The organism is Kiritimatiellia bacterium (genome assembly GCA_018001225.1).
Lineage (GTDB): Bacteria > Verrucomicrobiota > Kiritimatiellia > CAIQIC01 > JAGNIJ01 > JAGNIJ01.
On the sequence record JAGNIJ010000017.1, the window covers coordinates 16193 to 33191 of the forward strand.

General features: G+C 69.4%; 15 protein-coding genes. 12 read left to right on the forward strand and 3 right to left on the reverse strand.

Annotated features, from left to right (window positions below; genetic code table 11):
* Positions 1–265: 265 nt before the first annotated feature.
* The gene (locus tag KA248_07360) at positions 266–1174 is read left to right on the forward strand and encodes an SH3 domain-containing protein (protein MBP7829719.1); all 909 of its coding nucleotides are present in this window, start codon (positions 266–268) and stop codon (positions 1172–1174) included.
* Between the two features lie 40 nt (positions 1175–1214).
* Positions 1215–2855 (forward strand): hypothetical protein, encoded by a 1641-nt coding sequence (locus tag KA248_07365; GenBank protein MBP7829720.1) that lies wholly within the window; start codon positions 1215–1217, stop codon positions 2853–2855.
* On the opposite strand, the gene tadA is transcribed toward KA248_07365, so the two are convergent.
* The gene (gene tadA / locus KA248_07370) at positions 2755–3267 is read right to left on the reverse strand and encodes a tRNA adenosine(34) deaminase TadA (protein ID MBP7829721.1); all 513 of its coding nucleotides are present in this window, start codon (positions 3265–3267) and stop codon (positions 2755–2757) included. The genes KA248_07365 and tadA overlap by 101 nt on opposite strands.
* Before the next feature lie 112 nt (positions 3268–3379).
* Between tadA and KA248_07375 the strand changes: the two genes are divergently transcribed.
* Both KA248_07375 and KA248_07380 read left to right on the forward strand, forming a co-directional pair.
* On the forward strand, positions 3380–5116 hold the full coding sequence (locus KA248_07375) for a hypothetical protein (protein MBP7829722.1): 1737 nt from the start codon (positions 3380–3382) through the stop codon (positions 5114–5116).
* On the forward strand, positions 5117–7063 hold the full coding sequence (locus tag KA248_07380) for a hypothetical protein (protein MBP7829723.1): 1947 nt from the start codon (positions 5117–5119) through the stop codon (positions 7061–7063).
* Positions 7064–7252: 189 nt separating this feature from the next.
* On the opposite strand, the gene KA248_07385 is transcribed toward KA248_07380, so the two are convergent.
* A complete protein-coding gene (locus KA248_07385) occupies positions 7253–8479 on the reverse strand; it encodes a peptidylprolyl isomerase (protein ID MBP7829724.1) in 1227 nt (408 codons plus the stop codon).
* 168 nt (positions 8480–8647) lie between these two features.
* The gene (locus tag KA248_07390) at positions 8648–9628 is read right to left on the reverse strand and encodes a hydroxyacid dehydrogenase (GenBank protein MBP7829725.1); all 981 of its coding nucleotides are present in this window, start codon (positions 9626–9628) and stop codon (positions 8648–8650) included.
* A 284-nt stretch (positions 9629–9912) separates the two neighbouring features.
* On the opposite strand from KA248_07390, the gene KA248_07395 reads away from it, so the two are divergent.
* The 8 genes from KA248_07395 to KA248_07430 all read left to right on the forward strand — a co-directional run bounded on the left by KA248_07395 (position 9913) and on the right by KA248_07430 (position 16995).
* Positions 9913–11421 (forward strand): MotA/TolQ/ExbB proton channel family protein, encoded by a 1509-nt coding sequence (locus tag KA248_07395; GenBank protein ID MBP7829726.1) that lies wholly within the window; start codon positions 9913–9915, stop codon positions 11419–11421.
* Positions 11422–11431: 10 nt separating this feature from the next.
* On the forward strand, positions 11432–13459 hold the full coding sequence (locus KA248_07400) for a hypothetical protein (GenBank protein MBP7829727.1): 2028 nt from the start codon (positions 11432–11434) through the stop codon (positions 13457–13459).
* 57 nt (positions 13460–13516) lie between these two features.
* Positions 13517–14176: a hypothetical protein gene (locus tag KA248_07405; GenBank protein ID MBP7829728.1), complete on the forward strand. Its 660-nt coding sequence runs from the start codon at positions 13517–13519 to the stop codon at positions 14174–14176.
* Positions 14177–14182: 6 nt separating this feature from the next.
* Positions 14183–14815 (forward strand): hypothetical protein, encoded by a 633-nt coding sequence (locus KA248_07410; GenBank protein MBP7829729.1) that lies wholly within the window; start codon positions 14183–14185, stop codon positions 14813–14815.
* A 13-nt stretch (positions 14816–14828) separates the two neighbouring features.
* Positions 14829–15140 (forward strand): nucleotidyltransferase domain-containing protein, encoded by a 312-nt coding sequence (locus KA248_07415; protein MBP7829730.1) that lies wholly within the window; start codon positions 14829–14831, stop codon positions 15138–15140.
* Positions 15130–15315: a HEPN domain-containing protein gene (locus KA248_07420; GenBank protein ID MBP7829731.1), complete on the forward strand. Its 186-nt coding sequence runs from the start codon at positions 15130–15132 to the stop codon at positions 15313–15315. Before KA248_07415 ends, KA248_07420 begins: the two co-directional genes overlap by 11 nt.
* A 483-nt stretch (positions 15316–15798) precedes the next feature.
* A complete protein-coding gene (locus KA248_07425) occupies positions 15799–16077 on the forward strand; it encodes a YkgJ family cysteine cluster protein (GenBank protein ID MBP7829732.1) in 279 nt (92 codons plus the stop codon).
* 150 nt (positions 16078–16227) lie between these two features.
* Entirely contained in the window at positions 16228–16995 is a 768-nt protein-coding gene (locus KA248_07430) for a hypothetical protein (GenBank protein ID MBP7829733.1), read from the forward strand.
* Positions 16996–16999: the final 4 nt, after the last annotated feature.

Genomic DNA, 16999 nt, shown 5'->3' on the forward strand with positions numbered 1-16999 from the left:
CCGGCCCTCCCGTCTGACAAGTACGGTTTGCGCGGCCTGCGCCTGAATCTTGACCGCAGGAGCGTGACACGGCCGTCTCGGCCGTGAACGGAACGGGCGAGACCCGCCCGCCGGCGGGCAGGCCGCCCGTGTCGCCTTTCATCCGATCAGGTTGAACGGCCTTGCATGCTGAAGATTCAGGCGGCCTGCGCGATTGATTCGCGGGGCGGTCTCGGCTAGAGTGCGGCGGGATGGACGGGATCGCGGGGACACGGAGAGTAAAGTTATGAAGCGCCTTTTGTGCATGGTGATCGCGGGAGTCCTGGCGTCGGGCGCGGCGCGCGCCGAGACCGTCCGCGTGGTCGGGCAGCGGGTCAACCTGCGCGCCCGCGCCGACCTCAAGGCCGAGGTCGTCGGGCAGGTGGCCGACGGCGAACTGCTGGAGGCGCGCTCGACCCGCGAGGACTGGGTGGAGATCGCGCCTCCGGAGTCGGTGGACCTGTGGGTGCACAAGGATTTCGTCCAGGGCGGCAAGGTGGCGGCCACGGAACTGAAGGTACGCGCCGGCCCCGGCATCAACTACACGGTCGTCGCCAATCTTCCGCGCGGCGCCGCGGTCACCGTCCGGGGCGAATTCACGGACTGGCTGAAGATCGCGCCGCCGCCCGCGGCCTCGCTGTGGGTCAGCCGCGGTTACGTCGAGCCCGCGGGCGCGCCGAGGCCGGCGCCCCCGCCGGCGGTTCCACCCTCCGCGGCGTCGGTCGAAGAACCGGCCGCGCCGAGTTCCATTCCGCCGCCCCCGCCCGTGGTGCCGTCCGCCTCCCGCCCGCGGCCGCCGCCCGCGGCGGGGACCGTGGTGAGCCAGCGCGTCGTGCGCGTGCAGACGGGCCGCGAGCCGGTGGTGCGTCCGCCGCCCGCGGGGCTTGATCTGATCCCGTTCGAGGGGCAGGGCCGCGCGGTGCAGCAGGACGGCGTTCTCAAGCGCGCGCGCCAGTTGCTGCGCGGGCCCGCGCGCTTCCGGCTCGTGGCCGTCGGCGATGGCCTGGCGACGCTGTGCTACGTGCAAGGGAACGACGACCAGTTGCGGAGTTTCGAAGGGCGCCGGCTGTTGATTCGCGGCCGCGAATACTGGGCGCGCGGGGTCCAGTACCCGGTGGTCGTGCCGGACCAGATCATTCCGAAGGCGGGGCCCTGATCGCGGCGGCGCGCCGCCGGGAAAAGGAGACGAGCATCGCGTGCCGGGATTGAACCAGTTGCACCGGTGGTCCATTCACCGGCTGCTCCGGTGGCTGCTGCCGCTGGTCATGATGATCGGCGTGCTGGCCGCGCTCCTCGCGGAGCGGCGGGCGGCGGGCGGCTCGGTCTTCGTGTCCGACCGCGCCTACGCCGACATGGCCGTCGCCCGCACGCTGGTGCTCGACGGCACCTACGGTCTGCAGCCGGGCGCGCCGTGCCCGGCGGTGCGCGACACGCTCTGGCGGCTGGCCCTCGCGGCCGCGGGCTGGCTCGTCGGCAGCGTCCGCGTCGCCGCCCTGCTGCTGGCCACGGTCTGCGCGATCGGGACCCTGCTGCTTATTCTCCGGCTGGCCCGGCTGCTGTTCCCGTTCCCGCCGTTCATCCTCTATGCCGCCGTGCTGCTGATCGCGGCGCCCGGCCTCCTGACGAACGCGCTGTCCGGGACGTCGCTGCCCCTGGCCACGCTCCTGGCGACGGCGGCCTGCCTCCTGCACGTCGAGGGCCTGCGCGACCGGCGGCCCGTGCTGTCGTTCGGCTGCGCGCTCCTCGTCGGGTTGCTGGCGTGGATCCGGCTGGAATTCGTGCTGCTCTGGATCGTCTTCTGGGCGCAGGCGGCGCTGCGGATCACGCCGGACGGGCCCGGGAAGGGCCGGCGCGCCGCGGCGATGGTCAAGGGGCTCACCGGGCTGCTGCTGCTGGCGGTGCTGCTGCTGCCGCTCTTTGCCTGGAACCTGCACTGGCTGGGCGTGGCGTGGCCGCAGGCGGCGGGCGCGCCCATGACCCTGAACGCATGGGCGGACCGGCCGCTCGGCGAGGCGGCGGAGCGGCAGATCGTCTTTTCGCTCCGCACGCTGCCCGCGCTGTTCGGCTCCGCGTCGGGCGTTCCGCTGCTGCAGGGGTTCGCGGGTCGGCTGTTCGCCTGGTTCGGCGCGGGCCTGCTGGTCGTGCTGACCCTGCGGCGCGGGGAGGAATACCCGTTCCTGCTCGTGCCGTTGCTGCTGGTCCTGCTGCCGGCGGGCCTGGCGTTGCTCTATCCTTATATGGGCGCGGATTCGGCGCCCGTCGTCCTGGGCGCCATGGGGCCGCTGTTCCTGCTGGCCGCCGCGTTCGGAATATTCCGGCTGCCCTTCGCGGTGGAGAACCTCTACCGCAAGTGGAAGGCGGGACTGCCCGAGGCGACGGGCTTCGACATATGGTGGACCGCCGTCGGCGGGCTGCTCCTGCTGTGGGCGCTCGTGGGCATGGGGCGGTTCGCGGCCCGGACCGCCGTGGAACGGGCGGACCGGGTCCAGGCCCGGCAGTTCATCTCCGACACGCTGGTCTCCGGCCGGGTGCGCGCCGGCCGGATTCTCACCGACGCGCCGGGCTGGCTGGCCTTCACGCACGCCGTGCCCGTGGCCGATCTCGGCGGCGAGTTCACGCCGGCCCTCCTGCCCGCCCTGCGGCCCGACGGCCGCTGGCGGCGCGAGGGCCTGGCGGAATACCTGCTGGAACAGCCGGCCGACCTGCTGATCCTCTGGCGCGGGGGGCAGGAGGAACTCACGGGGTGGTTGGGCGGCGCGGAGTTGAATCCGCCCCCGCTGCGCCGGCTCCCTCCGCCGGTGGTCCGGCAGCTCGGGCCGCTTCCCGGTGCTTCCTGAAAAAATCCTGCAGCAGGGCGCGGCACTCCTCCTCGAGCACCCCGCCTTCGTACTCCACGCGGTGATTCAGCCGGGGGTTCTGGAATATCTGGAAGAGCGAGACCGCGCCGCCCCGGGCGGGGTCGGCCACGCCCCACACGACCCGCGGGATGCGCGCCAGGACGATCGCCCCCGCGCACATGGGGCAGGGCTCCTTGGTCACGTAGAGGACCGTGCCGGCGAGCCGCCAGTCCTGCAGCGCGGCGGCCGCCTGCGTGATCGCGAGGATCTCCGCGTGGGCGGTCGGATCCTTGAGCAACTCGACCTGGTTGTGCGCCTGGGCGATCAACTGCCCGTCGCGCGCGATCACGGCGCCCACGGGCACCTCCTCGAGGTCGGCGGCCCGGCGCGCCTGCCGAAGCGCCGCGCGCATGAAGCGCTCGTGCGGCGGCGAGGCCGGTATCTCGGGTTGTGTTTCGTTCACCGCGCGAATCTGGCTCAACGGCCTTTTACGCTCAAGCCCGAAAGCGGTATTCTTTTCTGCGATGACGCCAGTCCCAAAGCGGCGCGGTCGGGCGGGGTGCCTTGCGGGGTGGTGTTTCCTGCTGGCCGCCGCGGCGCACGCGGACGATCTTGCGCTGCCGGTGGGGATGCCGATTCCTCCGCCGGGGCCCGGCGCGGGGCCGTACGCCGCGCCGCCGCTCGCCGAGTTCCAGGCGATGGAACAGGAGGTGCTGGCCGAGGGTCTGCAGGGCCCCGACGGGCTGGCCGTGCACCCGTTGACCGGAGAGATTTTCTTTTCCGAGGAGGACGCGGCCCGCGTGCTCGTGCTGCGCGACGGGCAGCCGCTCCGCGTCGTGGATCGGGACACGCCGCTCTACCGGCTCCGCGACGGGCGCCGCACGGCCGATCCGACGGAGCCGCTGCGCAACCCCGAGGGCATCGCCTTCTCGCCGTCCGGCGACCTGTACGTGGCGGAGGATATTTCCGGCGGGCGGCTGCTCCGCTTCCCGGGCCGTCCGGACGGCCGGTACCCGGAGGGCGAGGTGATCGAATTTCCGGGCGAGTGGCGCGCCTTCGCGTGGGAGGGCGTGGCCGTCGGCCCGCAGAACGACATCCTGCTGGCGGGCTCCGACGTCGAGTTCGCCATGGCCGGCAGCGGCGCCAAGCCGTTCATGGGCGCCATCCTCTACCGCGACAACGTCGGCCAATGGTGGGTGCCGTACCGCCGGCCGTTCGCGAGTTTCTCCTCCGTGCAGTTCACGCGGGGCGGGCGGCAGGCCGTCTACACGTGCGAAGTGTCGGGCGAGGTAGGCTGGCTGGACCTGCAGGGGCGCCGGCCCATCGGCGGCTGTAGTGCCACGGCGGTCAAGGCCCCGGAAGGCATCGCCGTGCTGCCGGACGGCCGGCTGGCGGTGGCCTCGGAGGCGGGCGCCCTGCTGATCGTGGACCCCGCGGTGGACCGCCACACGGTGGCGGCGGAGGGGTTCGGGTCGCTCGAATCGGCGCAGTGGGATCCGCTCGCGGAGCGCCTGCTGCTCACGGAGCAATCGAAGGGCCGCGTGCTGTCGCTCAAGGCCCGGCCCGACTTCCCGGCGGAGGTGAACCGCATGGACATGGCGGTCTACCATCCGCTGTTCAACCCGCGCCATGTCCCCGAGTACTGCCCCCCGTACCTGGCCCGCATCCTGGCCCTGGGCGGGCTCGACTACGGCCGGCCGGGCCTGCCGCCGATCTCCTTCCGCGAGTTCACCGAGCGCGTGCCGCTGATCGCGGCGGACGCGCGCGCGGTGCCCGCGGAAGACCAGGAACCGGTCGAGGATCCGTTGGAGCGCGTGCAGTTCGTCGTCTTCAAGCCGAACCAGATGGTCATGGGCGAGACCGGCCCGCAGACGGCGCTGGCGCTGTTCGCCAGCCGTTCGAAATCGGGACGCGTGACGGCCACGAGCGTCCTGCGGGCGGAGACGATGGGGATCAGCCTGGACCGGCCGAAGACCGAGCGGATCGGCACGGCGGCCCTGGCCGTGCCGATGCCCGGGGGGGTCGGGGTGTCCTCGCTGGGCATCGCCAACATCAACTTCATGGGGCTGGGCCGGACGCCGGACTACTCGGTGGTGCTCAACCCGGGGCAGCCGTTCGACAGCTATCTCGTCGTATACGAAACCGGCGGAAGGCGTGTACATTATAGGTTGGAGTTCTCGGAGGAAGGGTCGGGGCTGGATTCGTGGGTCGTGGCGTTCACCGCCTCGCGGCCTGACGAATGGCTGTTCCTCGGCCGATAAATGACCATGCATGAGCCGAGTCCAAGTCGGAAGGCAGCCCGGCGCCGGTGGGGCGTGGGCCTGCTCTGGGCCGCGGCCGGGCTGGCGCTGCCGCCGGGACCCGCGCCCGCGCTGCGCCTGGAGACGTCCCGCGAGCTGCTCGCGGTCGAGGTCGTCGCCGGCGGGTTGAAGGAACCCGGCGGCATGGCGACGGATCCCCGGCACGGCGAAGTCTACGTGGCCGAGCGGGGCGCCCACCGCGTATCCCTGATCCGCGACAAGCAGGTCCTCCCCGTGCTGGAGGGGGCGTTCGCCCTCGCCGAGAAAAAGCGCGGCCCGCGAAAAGCCTCCACGCTGGACGCCCCGTCCGCCATCGCCTTCGACGCCGACGGCCGCCTGTACGTGGTCGAAAGCCACGGCCCGGCGCGGCTGCTGAAGTTCGAGCCGCTCTACGAAGGCTTGCGCCTGGCCTCGGTGATCGAGACCCCGTGGGTGGAAACGCCGCAGGTCTGCACGGGCGTCGCCGCGGACCGCCGCGGCCGGCTGTTCGTCACCACGCAGAACCGCGAGCGCCGCGTGGTCACGGTCTTCGGCGCCGTGCTGATGCGGGAGGCGGACGGCAACTGGAAGCTGGTGGACCACGGCCCGTTCTCGGATTTCTCCAACGCCGCGGTGGACCCGGAGGGGCGCACCCTGGTCGTGGGCGAGCGCCGGGGCGCGGACTTGAGCTGGTACGACGCGCGCCGCCAGGTCGAGATCCGCAGCCTGGAGAAAATGGAAGGGCTGCGCCACCTGGCCCTGCTGCCGGACGGCACCACGGTCGCCAGCCTGAACCGCGCCGACGGCACCTGGAGCCTGGCGGAGGTGGACGGCCTCTCGGGCATCGTCTGGGAGTGGGTCGGCGGACTCGGGGAGATCGGCGGCTTGTGCGCCCACCCGGACACCGGGGATCTCTACGTCACGCTGGCGGGCGAGGGCAAGGTCATGCGGGTGCACCGGCTGGAGCCGCGGAAGGAGACGCCGGCGCCGCAGAGCCGGATCGGCCGCATGATGCGGGTGTTCGAGCTGGAAAACGCGATCCCGCCGCCCGAGTGGCCGGAGTTCTTCCGCACGTTCATCGAACAGTTGGGGCTGGTCCGGCCCGTCAACGAGCACACGGCGCGCCGGCCCGGCGAGCCCCGGCCGGAGGGCATCCCGCTGACGATCGCGGAGTTCGCCTCCAGCGTGCCCGTGGTCGCCGCCAAGGTCCGGGCGCGCCTCGTCGGCCCGGAGGATCAGGAGGCGGACCCCGTCGAGGAGTTGAGCTTCCTCCTGTTCCATCCCAACCGGAGCATGCTGACGCGGCAGACCATGGCGCCCAGCTTGAGCCTGTTCTGGGCGCGGCACCGGAGCGGCCGGGTCGTCCGCAGCCAGTTCATGCCGAACCGGGCGGGCCGCCCGTTGAGCGAAGACATCCCGTGGGACGAGATGCCCGAAATGCTGGTCGCGTTCCCCGCCGGCTTCTACGCGCCCGAGACCGGCGTGTCCGAGAACAGCCTGCTGCGCGTCTACTTCCTGGGCATGGGCATGGGGCCGGACTACTGGATCGACCTCGACCGCGAGGACATGGGCCGGAGCCGCATGGTGGTCGAGAAGCAGGGCGGCCGGCGCGTGGACTATATCCTCGAGCCCTACCTCGAGACGCCCTCCGCCGGCGGGCAGACCGTCCTCGTCGCCGGCCTCAAGGAAGTGGAGATGGGCTGGCACGACCTGGGCCAGGACCCGATCCCGTGGAAGATTGTTCCCCCGGACGCGCGCCCCGTCCAGACCCGGCACCTGATGAACCTGGACCAGGTCCGCGCCCGGCCGATGCCCCGGGAACCCGCCGTGGCGGACGTGTACCTGCCCCAGCCGACCTTGCAGGGTACGGACCTCTCCCGGCGCATCGTCCTGCGCGCCGCCTCCCGCTGGGCCACGAACCCGTTTTAATTCCGGCGGACCCCGGCGGGCTTAGCCGGCAGGGGGCGATCTCCCTCTTTGGACCCCGGCGGGCTTGTCCCGCCGGTGAACGAGGTCAGGGAGCCCGCGCCGCGCGCGGTGTTCTCCGCCTTCCCTGCGCCGGAAAAACAAAAACGCCGGGATCCGCGTGAGCGAATCCCGGCGCCGTATGCAAACCGTCTACTCTTCAGCCGGGGCCGCCGGCGCTTCCTCGGGGGCCGGCTCGGCCGCCGCCTCGGGTTCCGCCGGAGCGGTCTCGGGCTCGGCCGTCTCTTCCACCGGGGGACGCATCATCGGCATCGACATCGGCGGCGGCATGCTCGCCGCGCCGAGGAACTGGATGTCGGCCTTGGCCTTGATCCCGTCGATGTACTCGCGGACGGCCAGCTGGCGCTTCTGCGCCTTCATGCCGCGGACCAGGTCGGGACGCACCTCGTCCAGTGTCATCGCGTGGGCCTCGTCGTGCTTGGTGACCTTGATGACGTGGTAGCCGAACCGGGTTTCCACCACCGGCCCGATCTCGTCCACCTTCTGGGCGAACGCCGCATCCTCGAAGGGCTTGACCATGTCGCCCCGGCGGAAGGGCGGCAGCTCGCCGCCGCGCGCCTTGCTGGGGCAATCGGAGTGCTCGGTCGCCAGCGCCGCGAAGTCGGCGCCTTCGATCAGCTTCGCGCGGAGTTCCTCCGCCTTGGCCTGCGCCGCCTTCTTCTGCTCCTCCGTCGCGTCCGGCTCCACGGCGATCAGGATATGGCTCGCGGCCACGGTCTCCGGCATGTCCATGCGGTCCTTGTGGTCCTCATAGAACTTGGCGACTTCCTCATCGGTCGGCTCGGCGATCTGCTTTTCGACCTCGGACTCCACGAGCTTGTTGATCCGCAGCTCCGTGGCGAATTCCTTGTCGAACTCCGCCTTGGAAATGCCCTGCTTGTCCAGGGCGTCTTCCAGCGTCATGCCGGGCGGGAAGCGGCCCGTGAACTCGGCGCGCGCCTTGTCGATCTCCTCGGGCGTGAGTTCCACCTTCTGCCGGTCCGCCTCGCGGAGCAGCAGGCGCTTGACGATCAGCGCCTCGGCGGCCTGCCGGGTGATCTGGCCCCGCATTTGGGCCAGTTGCTCCGGCGGGACCTGGCGCTGCGCGGCGATCTTCATGGCGCGGTCCACCTCGGCGCGGACTTCGCCCCAGGTGAGCTGGTCGCCGTCGATCGAGGCGATCGCCTCGTCGTCCGCGGGTTCCGGGGCCGCGCTGCGTACGGGCTGGGAAAACAGGTCGCCCGGCTGCGACAGATCCACTTCGGCGTCGGCCGCCGGCTCTTCCTTCTGCCCGCAGCCCGTGAGCGGGAAGGCGACGAGGACCGCCGCCGTCAGTATCCACCGGGCCGTTCTCCACGCCGTGTCGCTATGCTTCTTCATCCGCGTGCCATCCTTTCCTTGGTGTCCTTCCGACAGTTCGAGACGGAATTCGTTCAAAACGCGGCATACTCTGGACTCCCGGTCTCCCGGTGTCAAACACACATTAGAGCACTTGAACCTTGGGATTTTTTTTGGATTTCGATATTCGAAAATCGAGTTTGGACTCCTTTATGGCACGGGCCAGCGGAACGCGCCGGTGCGCAGGAAGCGCGCGACCTCGGCGGCCGCCTGTTCGGCCTTGCGCCGGACGGCCTCCGCGGTGTTGAAGGCGTTGTGCGGGGTGAGCAGGACGTTCGGCCGGCGGGCCAGCCGGCGCAGGGCCCGGGCGGCGCGGCCGGCGCGGCCGGTCCGGAACGCGACGGCCACCTCGCTTTCGTCCTCGAACACGTCCAGGCCCGCCCCGGCGAGCCGGCCGGTGTCCAGCGCCCAGGCGAGGTCCGCCGTGGGGGCCAGTTCGCCGCGCGCGATGTTCACGAAGAGGGCCCCGGGCCGGACTCGCCGCCAGGCGGCGCGGTTGAAGTAGCCCGCGTTCCGTGCCGTCAGGTTCATCGCGCAGACGATCACGTCCGCCTCCGCGAGCCCGCGGGCGGGCGGGACGTAGTCGATCTCCGGATGGCGCCGCGCGAGGTCCACGCCCCGCACGCGCAGGCCGAGGCCGCGCCCGACCCGCGCGATCTCGCGGCCGATGTTCCCGACGCCCACGACGGTCAGCGTCCGGCCGAGGCATTCGCCGCCGGTCAGCCCGTCGCGGTCGAAGGCGGCGAACTGCCGGAGCTGGAGGGGGAGGCGGCGGAGGAGCGCCAGCCAGAGCATCGCCGCGTGTTCCGCGACGGCGCGGGCGCAGTAGCGGGGGAGGTAGCCGCAGGGCAGGGGCCGGCCCGCCCGTTCGCGGTAGCGCCGGAGATGGTCGTAGCCGGTGCTGCGCGTGAGCACGCCGGAGAGCCGGGGCGCCCAGGCCGGCGGGAGGATCGACTGGGTGCGGATGCTGACCAGGGCGGCGGGGGGCTCCGCGTCGCCGCGCTCCTGGATCGTGCGGCCGGTCAGCACGGCCCGCACCCCCCGGGGCAGGAGCGCCCGCAGCGCGGCCGCCTCCTCCGCAAAGGCCTCGTAGAACACCACGTCGGCCGGCCGCTGCCGCGCTTTTTTCATCACCGTTTTTTTCGTCCTGCATCTTTAGCGCGCGTGACTTTCCTGTACGATCCGGTGAAATGTGACACGGGCGTCTCGCCCGTGCTTTTCACGGCCGGGACGGCCGTGCCACACTCCAGATCCAATCCTTCGCTAAAGATACAGTTTTCCGCCCCCGGGCCATTTCGCCCATTGACTTGAATAGCCGCTTGGAGGATGATAGACAATCTAATTAGTCGGGTTCCGCGTGGACGCGCGGAGCCCCCGAAAAGAGCCGAGAAACTTCTCTCCAGTCGAGGTGCGCAATGGCGGAAGAAACGGAAGTCGGCGTAACCGAGTTGACCGAGCCCGAACTCCAGGTGGCCAAGGGCGGGCGCCCCGGAACCGACGCCAACGTGGTGATCCAGGTGCTGGTGGGGCTCATCGGCACCGTCGCGGTGGCGTTTGCCGTGTTCCCCCTGAAGGGCCGGAGCGCGGCGCTGGATTACATCTACCAGCTCATCAACCAGCGCGGCCCCATTCAGTACATCGAGCTGTTCATGGGCTTCATGGTGGCGGCCCAGATCTTCCTGAAGTCGCGCATCCTGAAAAAGCAGACGCGCACCTTCATTGAAAGCCCCGTGGACTCCAGCATCGACCTCAACGACGACGTGCACGTGCAGGAGCTCCGCAAGCGCATCGTCGCCAACCCGCTCTTCACCGAGAGCATCGCGTTGAGCCGCATGGACCGCATCCTGGCCCTGTGGCTGGCGACCAAGGACGTTGGCCGTATCTCCGGCTGGGCGGCCTCGGAGTCCGACCGCGACACGTCGTCCTCCGACTCCTCCTACGCCCTCTCGCGCGTGCTGATCTGGGCCATTCCCATCCTGGGGTTCATCGGGACGGTGCAGGGCCTCGGGTCCGCCGTGTCCGGGTTCGCGGACTTTCTGAAGAGCAGCGCCGAATTGAGCGCCATCAAGGGCGCCATCGCGAACGTGACCATCGGCCTCGGCGTCGCCTTCGACACCACCTTCCTCGCCCTGATCCTGGTGACCCTGCTGATGTTCCCGCTCTCCTCGCTGCAGCGCCGCGAGGAAAACCTCTTCGTCGAAATCGACATCTACCTGGACGAGGTGCTCATCTCGCGCCTGCCCTCGCCCGAGAGCAAGCCGATCGTGATCGAGAACCTCGAGGACTCCATCGAGGCCGCCTTCCGCCGGTACATCCCCGACCCGGACCGCTACGACGAGGTGTTCACCCGGTCCATCGAGAAGGCCGCCGCCAGCGTGGAGCAGAAGTTCGACGGCTTGAGCCAGAACTACGTCTCCACGCTGCGGGGCTTGAGCGAGCACTTGTCCAGCAGCTTCGGCACCGTGGGCGACGCGATGGAGACCGCCCTGCGCAAGGTCACCGCGGACCTGCGCGCCCAGGAGGACGCCGTCCTCGAAAGCCGCCGGAAGCTGGCGGAGGAGGAGGCGGGCCGGATGAAGGGCGTGTTCGCCGGCGTCAACGACGCCGTGGTCAAGGCGGCGGGCGAGTACACGCGCAGCGCGGACGCGCTCACGAGCGCCACGCGCGAGAGCTCCGAGCAATCCGTCCAGGCCGCGCGGGAGCTGGTCACGCGCATGAGCGAGGTCCGGCAGCTGGCCTCGGGCATCCAGGACCTTTTCAAGATCCAGCAGGCCATGGAGAAGAGCCTCGCGGGGATCGCCGCCTCGGCGGAGTTCCGCACGGCGCTCGAGGATCTGCGCAAGCACCTGACCACGACCGACGCGCTGGTCAGCCGCTTGAGCCGTCCGCGCGTGATCACGCTGCGCGAGGAGACCGGCGCGTGAGGCCGCGGCGATGTCGCTAGGCCTTACAGCGCGCGGGCGGCGGATCGCGGCGGCCCTGGCTGCGGCGGGCTGCCTCTGGCCGCGGGTCGGCGAAGCGCAGGTGGTGGACACCGCCAAGAGCGACTTCAACATGCAGGTCAGGGCCCGCGGCCTCAAGAACCCGGAGGGCGTGGCCCTGCATCCCTCGAGCCGCGACATCTACGTGGCCGAGCGGGGCGCCAACCGCGTCGTCGTCCTGCGCAACAACACCCCGGCCCCGGCCATCGAGTCCGGCTGGACGGTGGAGACCAATTATCCCAAGTGGGTCATCAGCAAGAACCGCCCGCGGGAGGCGGTCGAGCGGGGGCAGTTGCAAAGCCCCGGGGCCCTCTCGTTTTCCACCAACGGCCACCTGTTCGTGGTCGAACAGGTGCCGTGGGGCCGGGTCCTCGAGTTCATTCCCGACGACGCGGGCCAATACAAGAAGGCCCAGGTCGTCGGCGTGCCGTGGCTGGAGAAGCCGTACGTGTGGGAGGATCTCAAGGCCGCGGACGACGGGCGCCTGTTCGTGGCGGGAAACGACAGCGCGGCGCGCGGCGGGCTGACCTTCGGCGTGGTGCTGGTCCGGGATCTCGAGGGCGACTGGTGGGTGGTGGATTACGGGCCGTTCATGAATTTCAGCGGCGTGAGCCTCTCCCGGAAGCAGGACGTGGTCGTCATCGGCGAGCGGCCCGAGGGCGGCATCGTGTGGTGGGACGCCGTCCGGCACCTGCCCATCGGCACCGCGGGCAACCTGACCCCGCAGTCCGAGATCGAGGCCGTGGGACTGCTCGGCAACGGGGCCATCGTGCTCGCGCAGCGCGCCAGCACGAAGGGCAAGGACGCCCGGCTGCTCTCCCTCGACCCGACCAGCGGCGCCCTGAAGCAGCTGGTCGAAGGGCTCGATTCCCTCGGCGCGATCTGCCTCGTGCCGGAGACCGGGAACCTGCTCGTGACCGATCCCCAGGCCGGCCTCCTGGCCGAGTGCTCGCCTAAGACGCCCCTCCCGCCGGGCGAGTACCTGATCCAGCGCAGCCTCGAGGGCTACGAAATGGCGACGGGCTTCACGCCCCGGTCGTCGCCGCAGTTCCTCCGCAGCTTCTTCAGCCAGGCCGGCGTCGGCCTGGACCAGCAGACCACCAAGGGTTCGGCCGGCGGGGAGGACGAGGGCGAGGCCGGCGGCGGCATGGCCGTCTCGGTGTCCCTGCGCGACTTCGCGAGCAAGCTCCCGCTGGTCGCCGGCAAGGTGAAGGTGATGCAGGCCGAGAACCTGGAGGGCGAGGACAAGGACCCGGTCACGGAGGTCAACTTCGTGCTGCTCTTCCCCGGCCGCATGGTGCTCGGCGGGGAATACGCGACGCCCAGCATGAGCTACTTCGCCGCCACGCGCAAGAGCGGCAAGGTCGAGCAGACCCGCGAACTGCTCTCGGGCATGGCGATGGACCAGCGGGTGCAGGGCGAGGGCTGGACGCGCCTCGGGAAGGGCGGGGCCATCAGCGTGCCGCTGGTCACGTGCAGCATGCAGAAGCGCGACGACGGCATGGAACTGAACCTCGTGTTCCTCGGCATGGGCCTCTACGACGATTACTACCTTTCGATGATGAGCGGCGTGGACGAGGAGGTCGGCACCCTGGTGGTGAACGGGATCAAGGGCGACCGGCGGGTCTACAAGACCTCCTTCCGCGAGGTCGTCAACGACGGGTCGGAGGTCAAGAACCTGGTTGTCGCGGGGTTCGATCCGAAGGAGAAGATCGGCGTGGGGTGGCTGAACATCGGCCGGTGGCCGGTGGGGTCCTATGTCGGCCTGGGCGAGATGCAGTCCGGGGCGTTCCAGGGGGTCAGCGAGGACTTGGCGCGGCTGATAGAGCGCAAGCAGATGGAGTGGCGCGCGACGGAAGTCGGCGCCGCGACGGAAGGCGGCGAGGTTCCGGCCGGCGAACCCGGGGCGGAGCCGGTCCCCGCGCCGGTCGGGGGCGGGGAAGCCGGTGCGCCGGTCCCGGCGCCCGCGGCGACGCCGTGACGACGCAGAGAAACCAAGGGAGCATGGGAAATGGGTAGGAGATCCAGAGGCGCGGCCATGGACTTCTCGTCGTTCATGTGCGTGATTCTCATGCTCATCGGCGTGCTCATGATCCTGCTCATCAGCAACGTGCTCACGATCATCAGCAACCCCGAAAACGTGCAGATCAGCGCCGTGATCAAGGGCGCGCTCTACGCCGAGAAAACCGAGGCGGATGAGGACCAGGGCCTGATGCTGGTGCCGAAGTTCGGCAACAAGTTCAAGGACCCCGTGTACGTGGACGTCTACGGCGACCAGATCGTCATCTATCCCGAGGGGAAGATCGTCCCGGTCGTCGACCTGGAGCGCTCCGGGAACGCCTTCGAACGCATGCTGAACACCGTGGCCGCGAAAAAGGACGAGCGCTACATCGTGCTGCTCGCCCGGCCCCGTTCGGCGCGCGTCCTGCGCCGGCTGCGCACCGCCATCCACGACCGCGAGGTCGACCTGGGATTCGAGCTGTACGAGGAGGGCCGCACCGTCGAGGTGGCGGCCGGCCAGGCGGCGTCGGGCGAGGCGGAAGGGGAAACCCCGCCGGAAGGCGAACCGGGCGGGGAACCCGTCGCACCCTCCGCGGAAGGCGCGGAACCGGGCGCGGCGCCGGAGGAGGGCGGAACGCCGCCGGCCGAACCGCCGGCCGAACCGGCGGCCGCCGCGCCCGTGGCACCCCAGGAGTAACCGGCCATGGCGAAAAAAGAACGAGGCAACTCCGTCAACCTGGACTCGTTCCTGGATATCATGACGTGCATGCTGGGCATCATCATCCTGATGATTCTCCTGACCGGCATCGACGCCTCGCAGATCAAGGTCCTCGTCCCCACGCCCATGGAGCAGCCCACGGACAAGCGGCCGATCTTCATCGAGTGCCGGAACAACGAGCTCTTTCTCGTGCCGATCGAGGACATCACGCGCATGGTCTACGACGAGATGGGCGCGCTGGCCGAGAAGGCGAAGGGCGACCAGTCGGCGTTCGCCCAGTTGCTCGAGACGGCGACGGTCAAGACCGAGGCGCACCAGGTGGACCTGGCCTTCGCCCTGATGAGCCAGTTCGCGCTCACGTCGCTGCCCGGGGTCAGCGGGTACAGGCTGGAATCCGTCTCCCGCGAGACCGCGCAGGACTGGTTCGGCAAGATCCTGAACGAGGTGCACAAGGACGAGGAGATGATCACCTTCCTCGTGCGCGACGACAGCTACGTCGTCTTCAAGAAGGCCCGCGCCCTCGCCTGGCTGGCCAATGTCCAGGTCTCGTGCGAACTGCTCGACGTCAACGAGCCCATCAAGTTCGGCCTCGGCGGCACCCGCTCCATGGCGCAGTAGGGGTGGGCAAGGCATGTCAGACCAGGGTTGGAATGAACTGGTGAGCCGGATCGTGGGAGCGGTACACCCCTTGCAGATCATTCTTTTCGGATCCTCCGCTCGGGAAGGCGGGGGCGTCAGGGGCGACGTGGATGTACTCGTGGTCATGCCCGATGGTACGCCACGGCGCGCGACAGCGCAGAAACTCCACCTGGAAATGTTCGGACTGCCCTTCGCCGTGGATATCCTCGTCGCGACACCGTCCGATCTGCAGAGGCATCGTACGAATATCGGGTTGATCTACAAAACCATCCTGGAAGAGGGGAAACAACTCTATGCCGCCTGATGTCCCCGTTCCGGGTTCCGCGGCAGACTGGCTTCGGCATGCGAAAGCGGACCTGGCCTTGGCCCGCGTTCCGCTTCCGGAGGAAGGGCTGTATCTTTCCCTGTGTTTTCATGCTCATCAAGCGGCTAAAAAGGCGATCAAGGCCGTACTGAATTTCTTCCCGAACACTGCCTGAAACTTCAATGCCGGCTTGGTGATTATGAGGGGTGAGTGTCATCCCGAACGAAGTGAGGGATCTCCGACTTGTTGGGCAGCGCAGAGATCCCTCGCTGCGCTCGGGATGACATGCTCCACTTTCTATGTCCGGCAAGCACCGCACGGGCCTTGCGCAGTCATCAAAGTTTCATCCGTGAGCGTTCCGGCCGCCGCCGGAGGCTTTGCTGATCTGAGACACCATCCGTGAAAAGTGCGTGTCACATATTTGTTTTCAACGTCCAACGCCCAACGTCCAACACCCAACTTCCAAGGCGTGGAACGGCTTCCATTGGACGTTGGAAGTTGGATGTTGGTTGTTGGACGTTGAGGTCTCATTGCTGTTTCCATCCGGCCCCTGGGGCCGGCGGCCCAACCGAACACTGAACACTGAACACTGAACACTGAACACCCCCAATCCTTCTCCTGCCTCCACTGCGGCGCCTGTTGCCGCTGGCCGGGGCACGTGCTGCTGACGGACGCGGATGTGGCGCAACTGGCGTCCCATCTGGGCATTCCCGAGCGGGATTTCATCGACCGGCACACCGTGCTGGCCTCCAACCGGGGCCAGTTGAGCCTGGCCGAGACGCCGGAGGGCGCCTGCGTGTTCCTGGAAAACGACGCCTGCCGGGTGTACGTTTCCCGCCCGGCGCAGTGCCGGGAATTCCCGGCCGGCTGGTCCGTTCCGGGGTGCCCGGCGGTCGGGGGCCGGGCCGCCGGAGCCCTGGCGCGGCGCCCGGTGTAACATCTTTTCAACTTCTCACTTTCACACATTTCGTCCCCGACACATTCCCTCTTAAATTGTTTGTCAGGGCGGGTCGTATTGGGTAATCTCATCATTTAAGAAGCGGGGAAAACGCGGCCGAACGGTACAGGCCGCCAACAGTCTGATGAGATGGGCTTCGTAAGACACAGCAATCTCAAGGTGTGTTTTCTTGCGGTCCTGGCCGGGCTGCTGGTCGGAGGGCCCTCCATCGCGGCCGACGATCCCGCCGCGTTGCGGGCCGAACTCGATGCCGTGCGCCGCGAACTGGCCGGGCTGCAGGCCTCCGATCCCCTGGGCGGCTCCGGCCGCTGGTCGCAGCGGGACCGCGCGGAATACGACGTCCCCGAGGTTGCCGAGCTCCGGGGGCAGGCCAAGGCCCTCGAAAAAAGCCTCGTGGAAAAACGCGCCGCCCTGCGCGACCGCTTCGCCCTGCTGTTCCCCGAACTCCGCGACCTGTTCCGCGCCCGCGACGCGGCCTACGCGAAGCTCGCGGAGGGCGGCCGGATGGCCGCCCTGGTGGACAACGAGATTCGCCTGGCCGAGCGCGCGGACCCGCCCGACGCCGCGAAGTTGGAAGGCCTGCGCGCCGATCGCGAGCGCATGCGGTCGGAACTGGAGACCGCCCGGATAGCGGCGGAAAAGTCCCAGGCGGAATTCCTCGCGCTCCAGAAGGAGCGGGCGGCCGGCGACCCCGAATGCGCCGCGCTGCAGGCGGAGATCGCGGACCTCGAGACCCGTTTCGCGCAGGCCCGGCAGCGGATGAACGAGAAGCTGGACGAACTCCCCGCGTCGCAGGCCGCCGAGGCGGAGCGGAGGGCGCAGTCGGCGCGGGTGGTGGAACTCAAGCAGCGCGAGCAGGCGCTGGTTGGGCAGTTGTCGCTTTTGGAAACGCAGTAAACAC

Bases quoted from the DNA above. Each gene is read 5' to 3' on its own strand.
- KA248_07395 (MBP7829726.1), top strand. From the start codon at position 9,913: ATGGCGGAAGAAACGGAAGTCGGCGTAACCGAGTTGACCGAGCCCGAA.
- KA248_07400 (MBP7829727.1), top strand. From the start codon at position 11,432: ATGTCGCTAGGCCTTACAGCGCGCGGGCGGCGGATCGCGGCGGCCCTG.
- KA248_07360 (MBP7829719.1), top strand. From the start codon at position 266: ATGAAGCGCCTTTTGTGCATGGTGATCGCGGGAGTCCTGGCGTCGGGC.
- KA248_07390 (MBP7829725.1), bottom strand. From the start codon at position 9,628: ATGAAAAAAGCGCGGCAGCGGCCGGCCGACGTGGTGTTCTACGAGGCC.
- KA248_07385 (MBP7829724.1), bottom strand. From the start codon at position 8,479: ATGAAGAAGCATAGCGACACGGCGTGGAGAACGGCCCGGTGGATACTG.
- KA248_07420 (MBP7829731.1), top strand. From the start codon at position 15,130: ATGCCGCCTGATGTCCCCGTTCCGGGTTCCGCGGCAGACTGGCTTCGG.
- KA248_07405 (MBP7829728.1), top strand. From the start codon at position 13,517: ATGGACTTCTCGTCGTTCATGTGCGTGATTCTCATGCTCATCGGCGTG.
- KA248_07380 (MBP7829723.1), top strand. From the start codon at position 5,117: ATGACCATGCATGAGCCGAGTCCAAGTCGGAAGGCAGCCCGGCGCCGG.
- tadA (MBP7829721.1), bottom strand. From the start codon at position 3,267: ATGCGCGCGGCGCTTCGGCAGGCGCGCCGGGCCGCCGACCTCGAGGAG.
- KA248_07430 (MBP7829733.1), top strand. From the start codon at position 16,228: ATGGGCTTCGTAAGACACAGCAATCTCAAGGTGTGTTTTCTTGCGGTC.
- KA248_07375 (MBP7829722.1), top strand. From the start codon at position 3,380: ATGACGCCAGTCCCAAAGCGGCGCGGTCGGGCGGGGTGCCTTGCGGGG.
- KA248_07410 (MBP7829729.1), top strand. From the start codon at position 14,183: ATGGCGAAAAAAGAACGAGGCAACTCCGTCAACCTGGACTCGTTCCTG.
- KA248_07415 (MBP7829730.1), top strand. From the start codon at position 14,829: ATGTCAGACCAGGGTTGGAATGAACTGGTGAGCCGGATCGTGGGAGCG.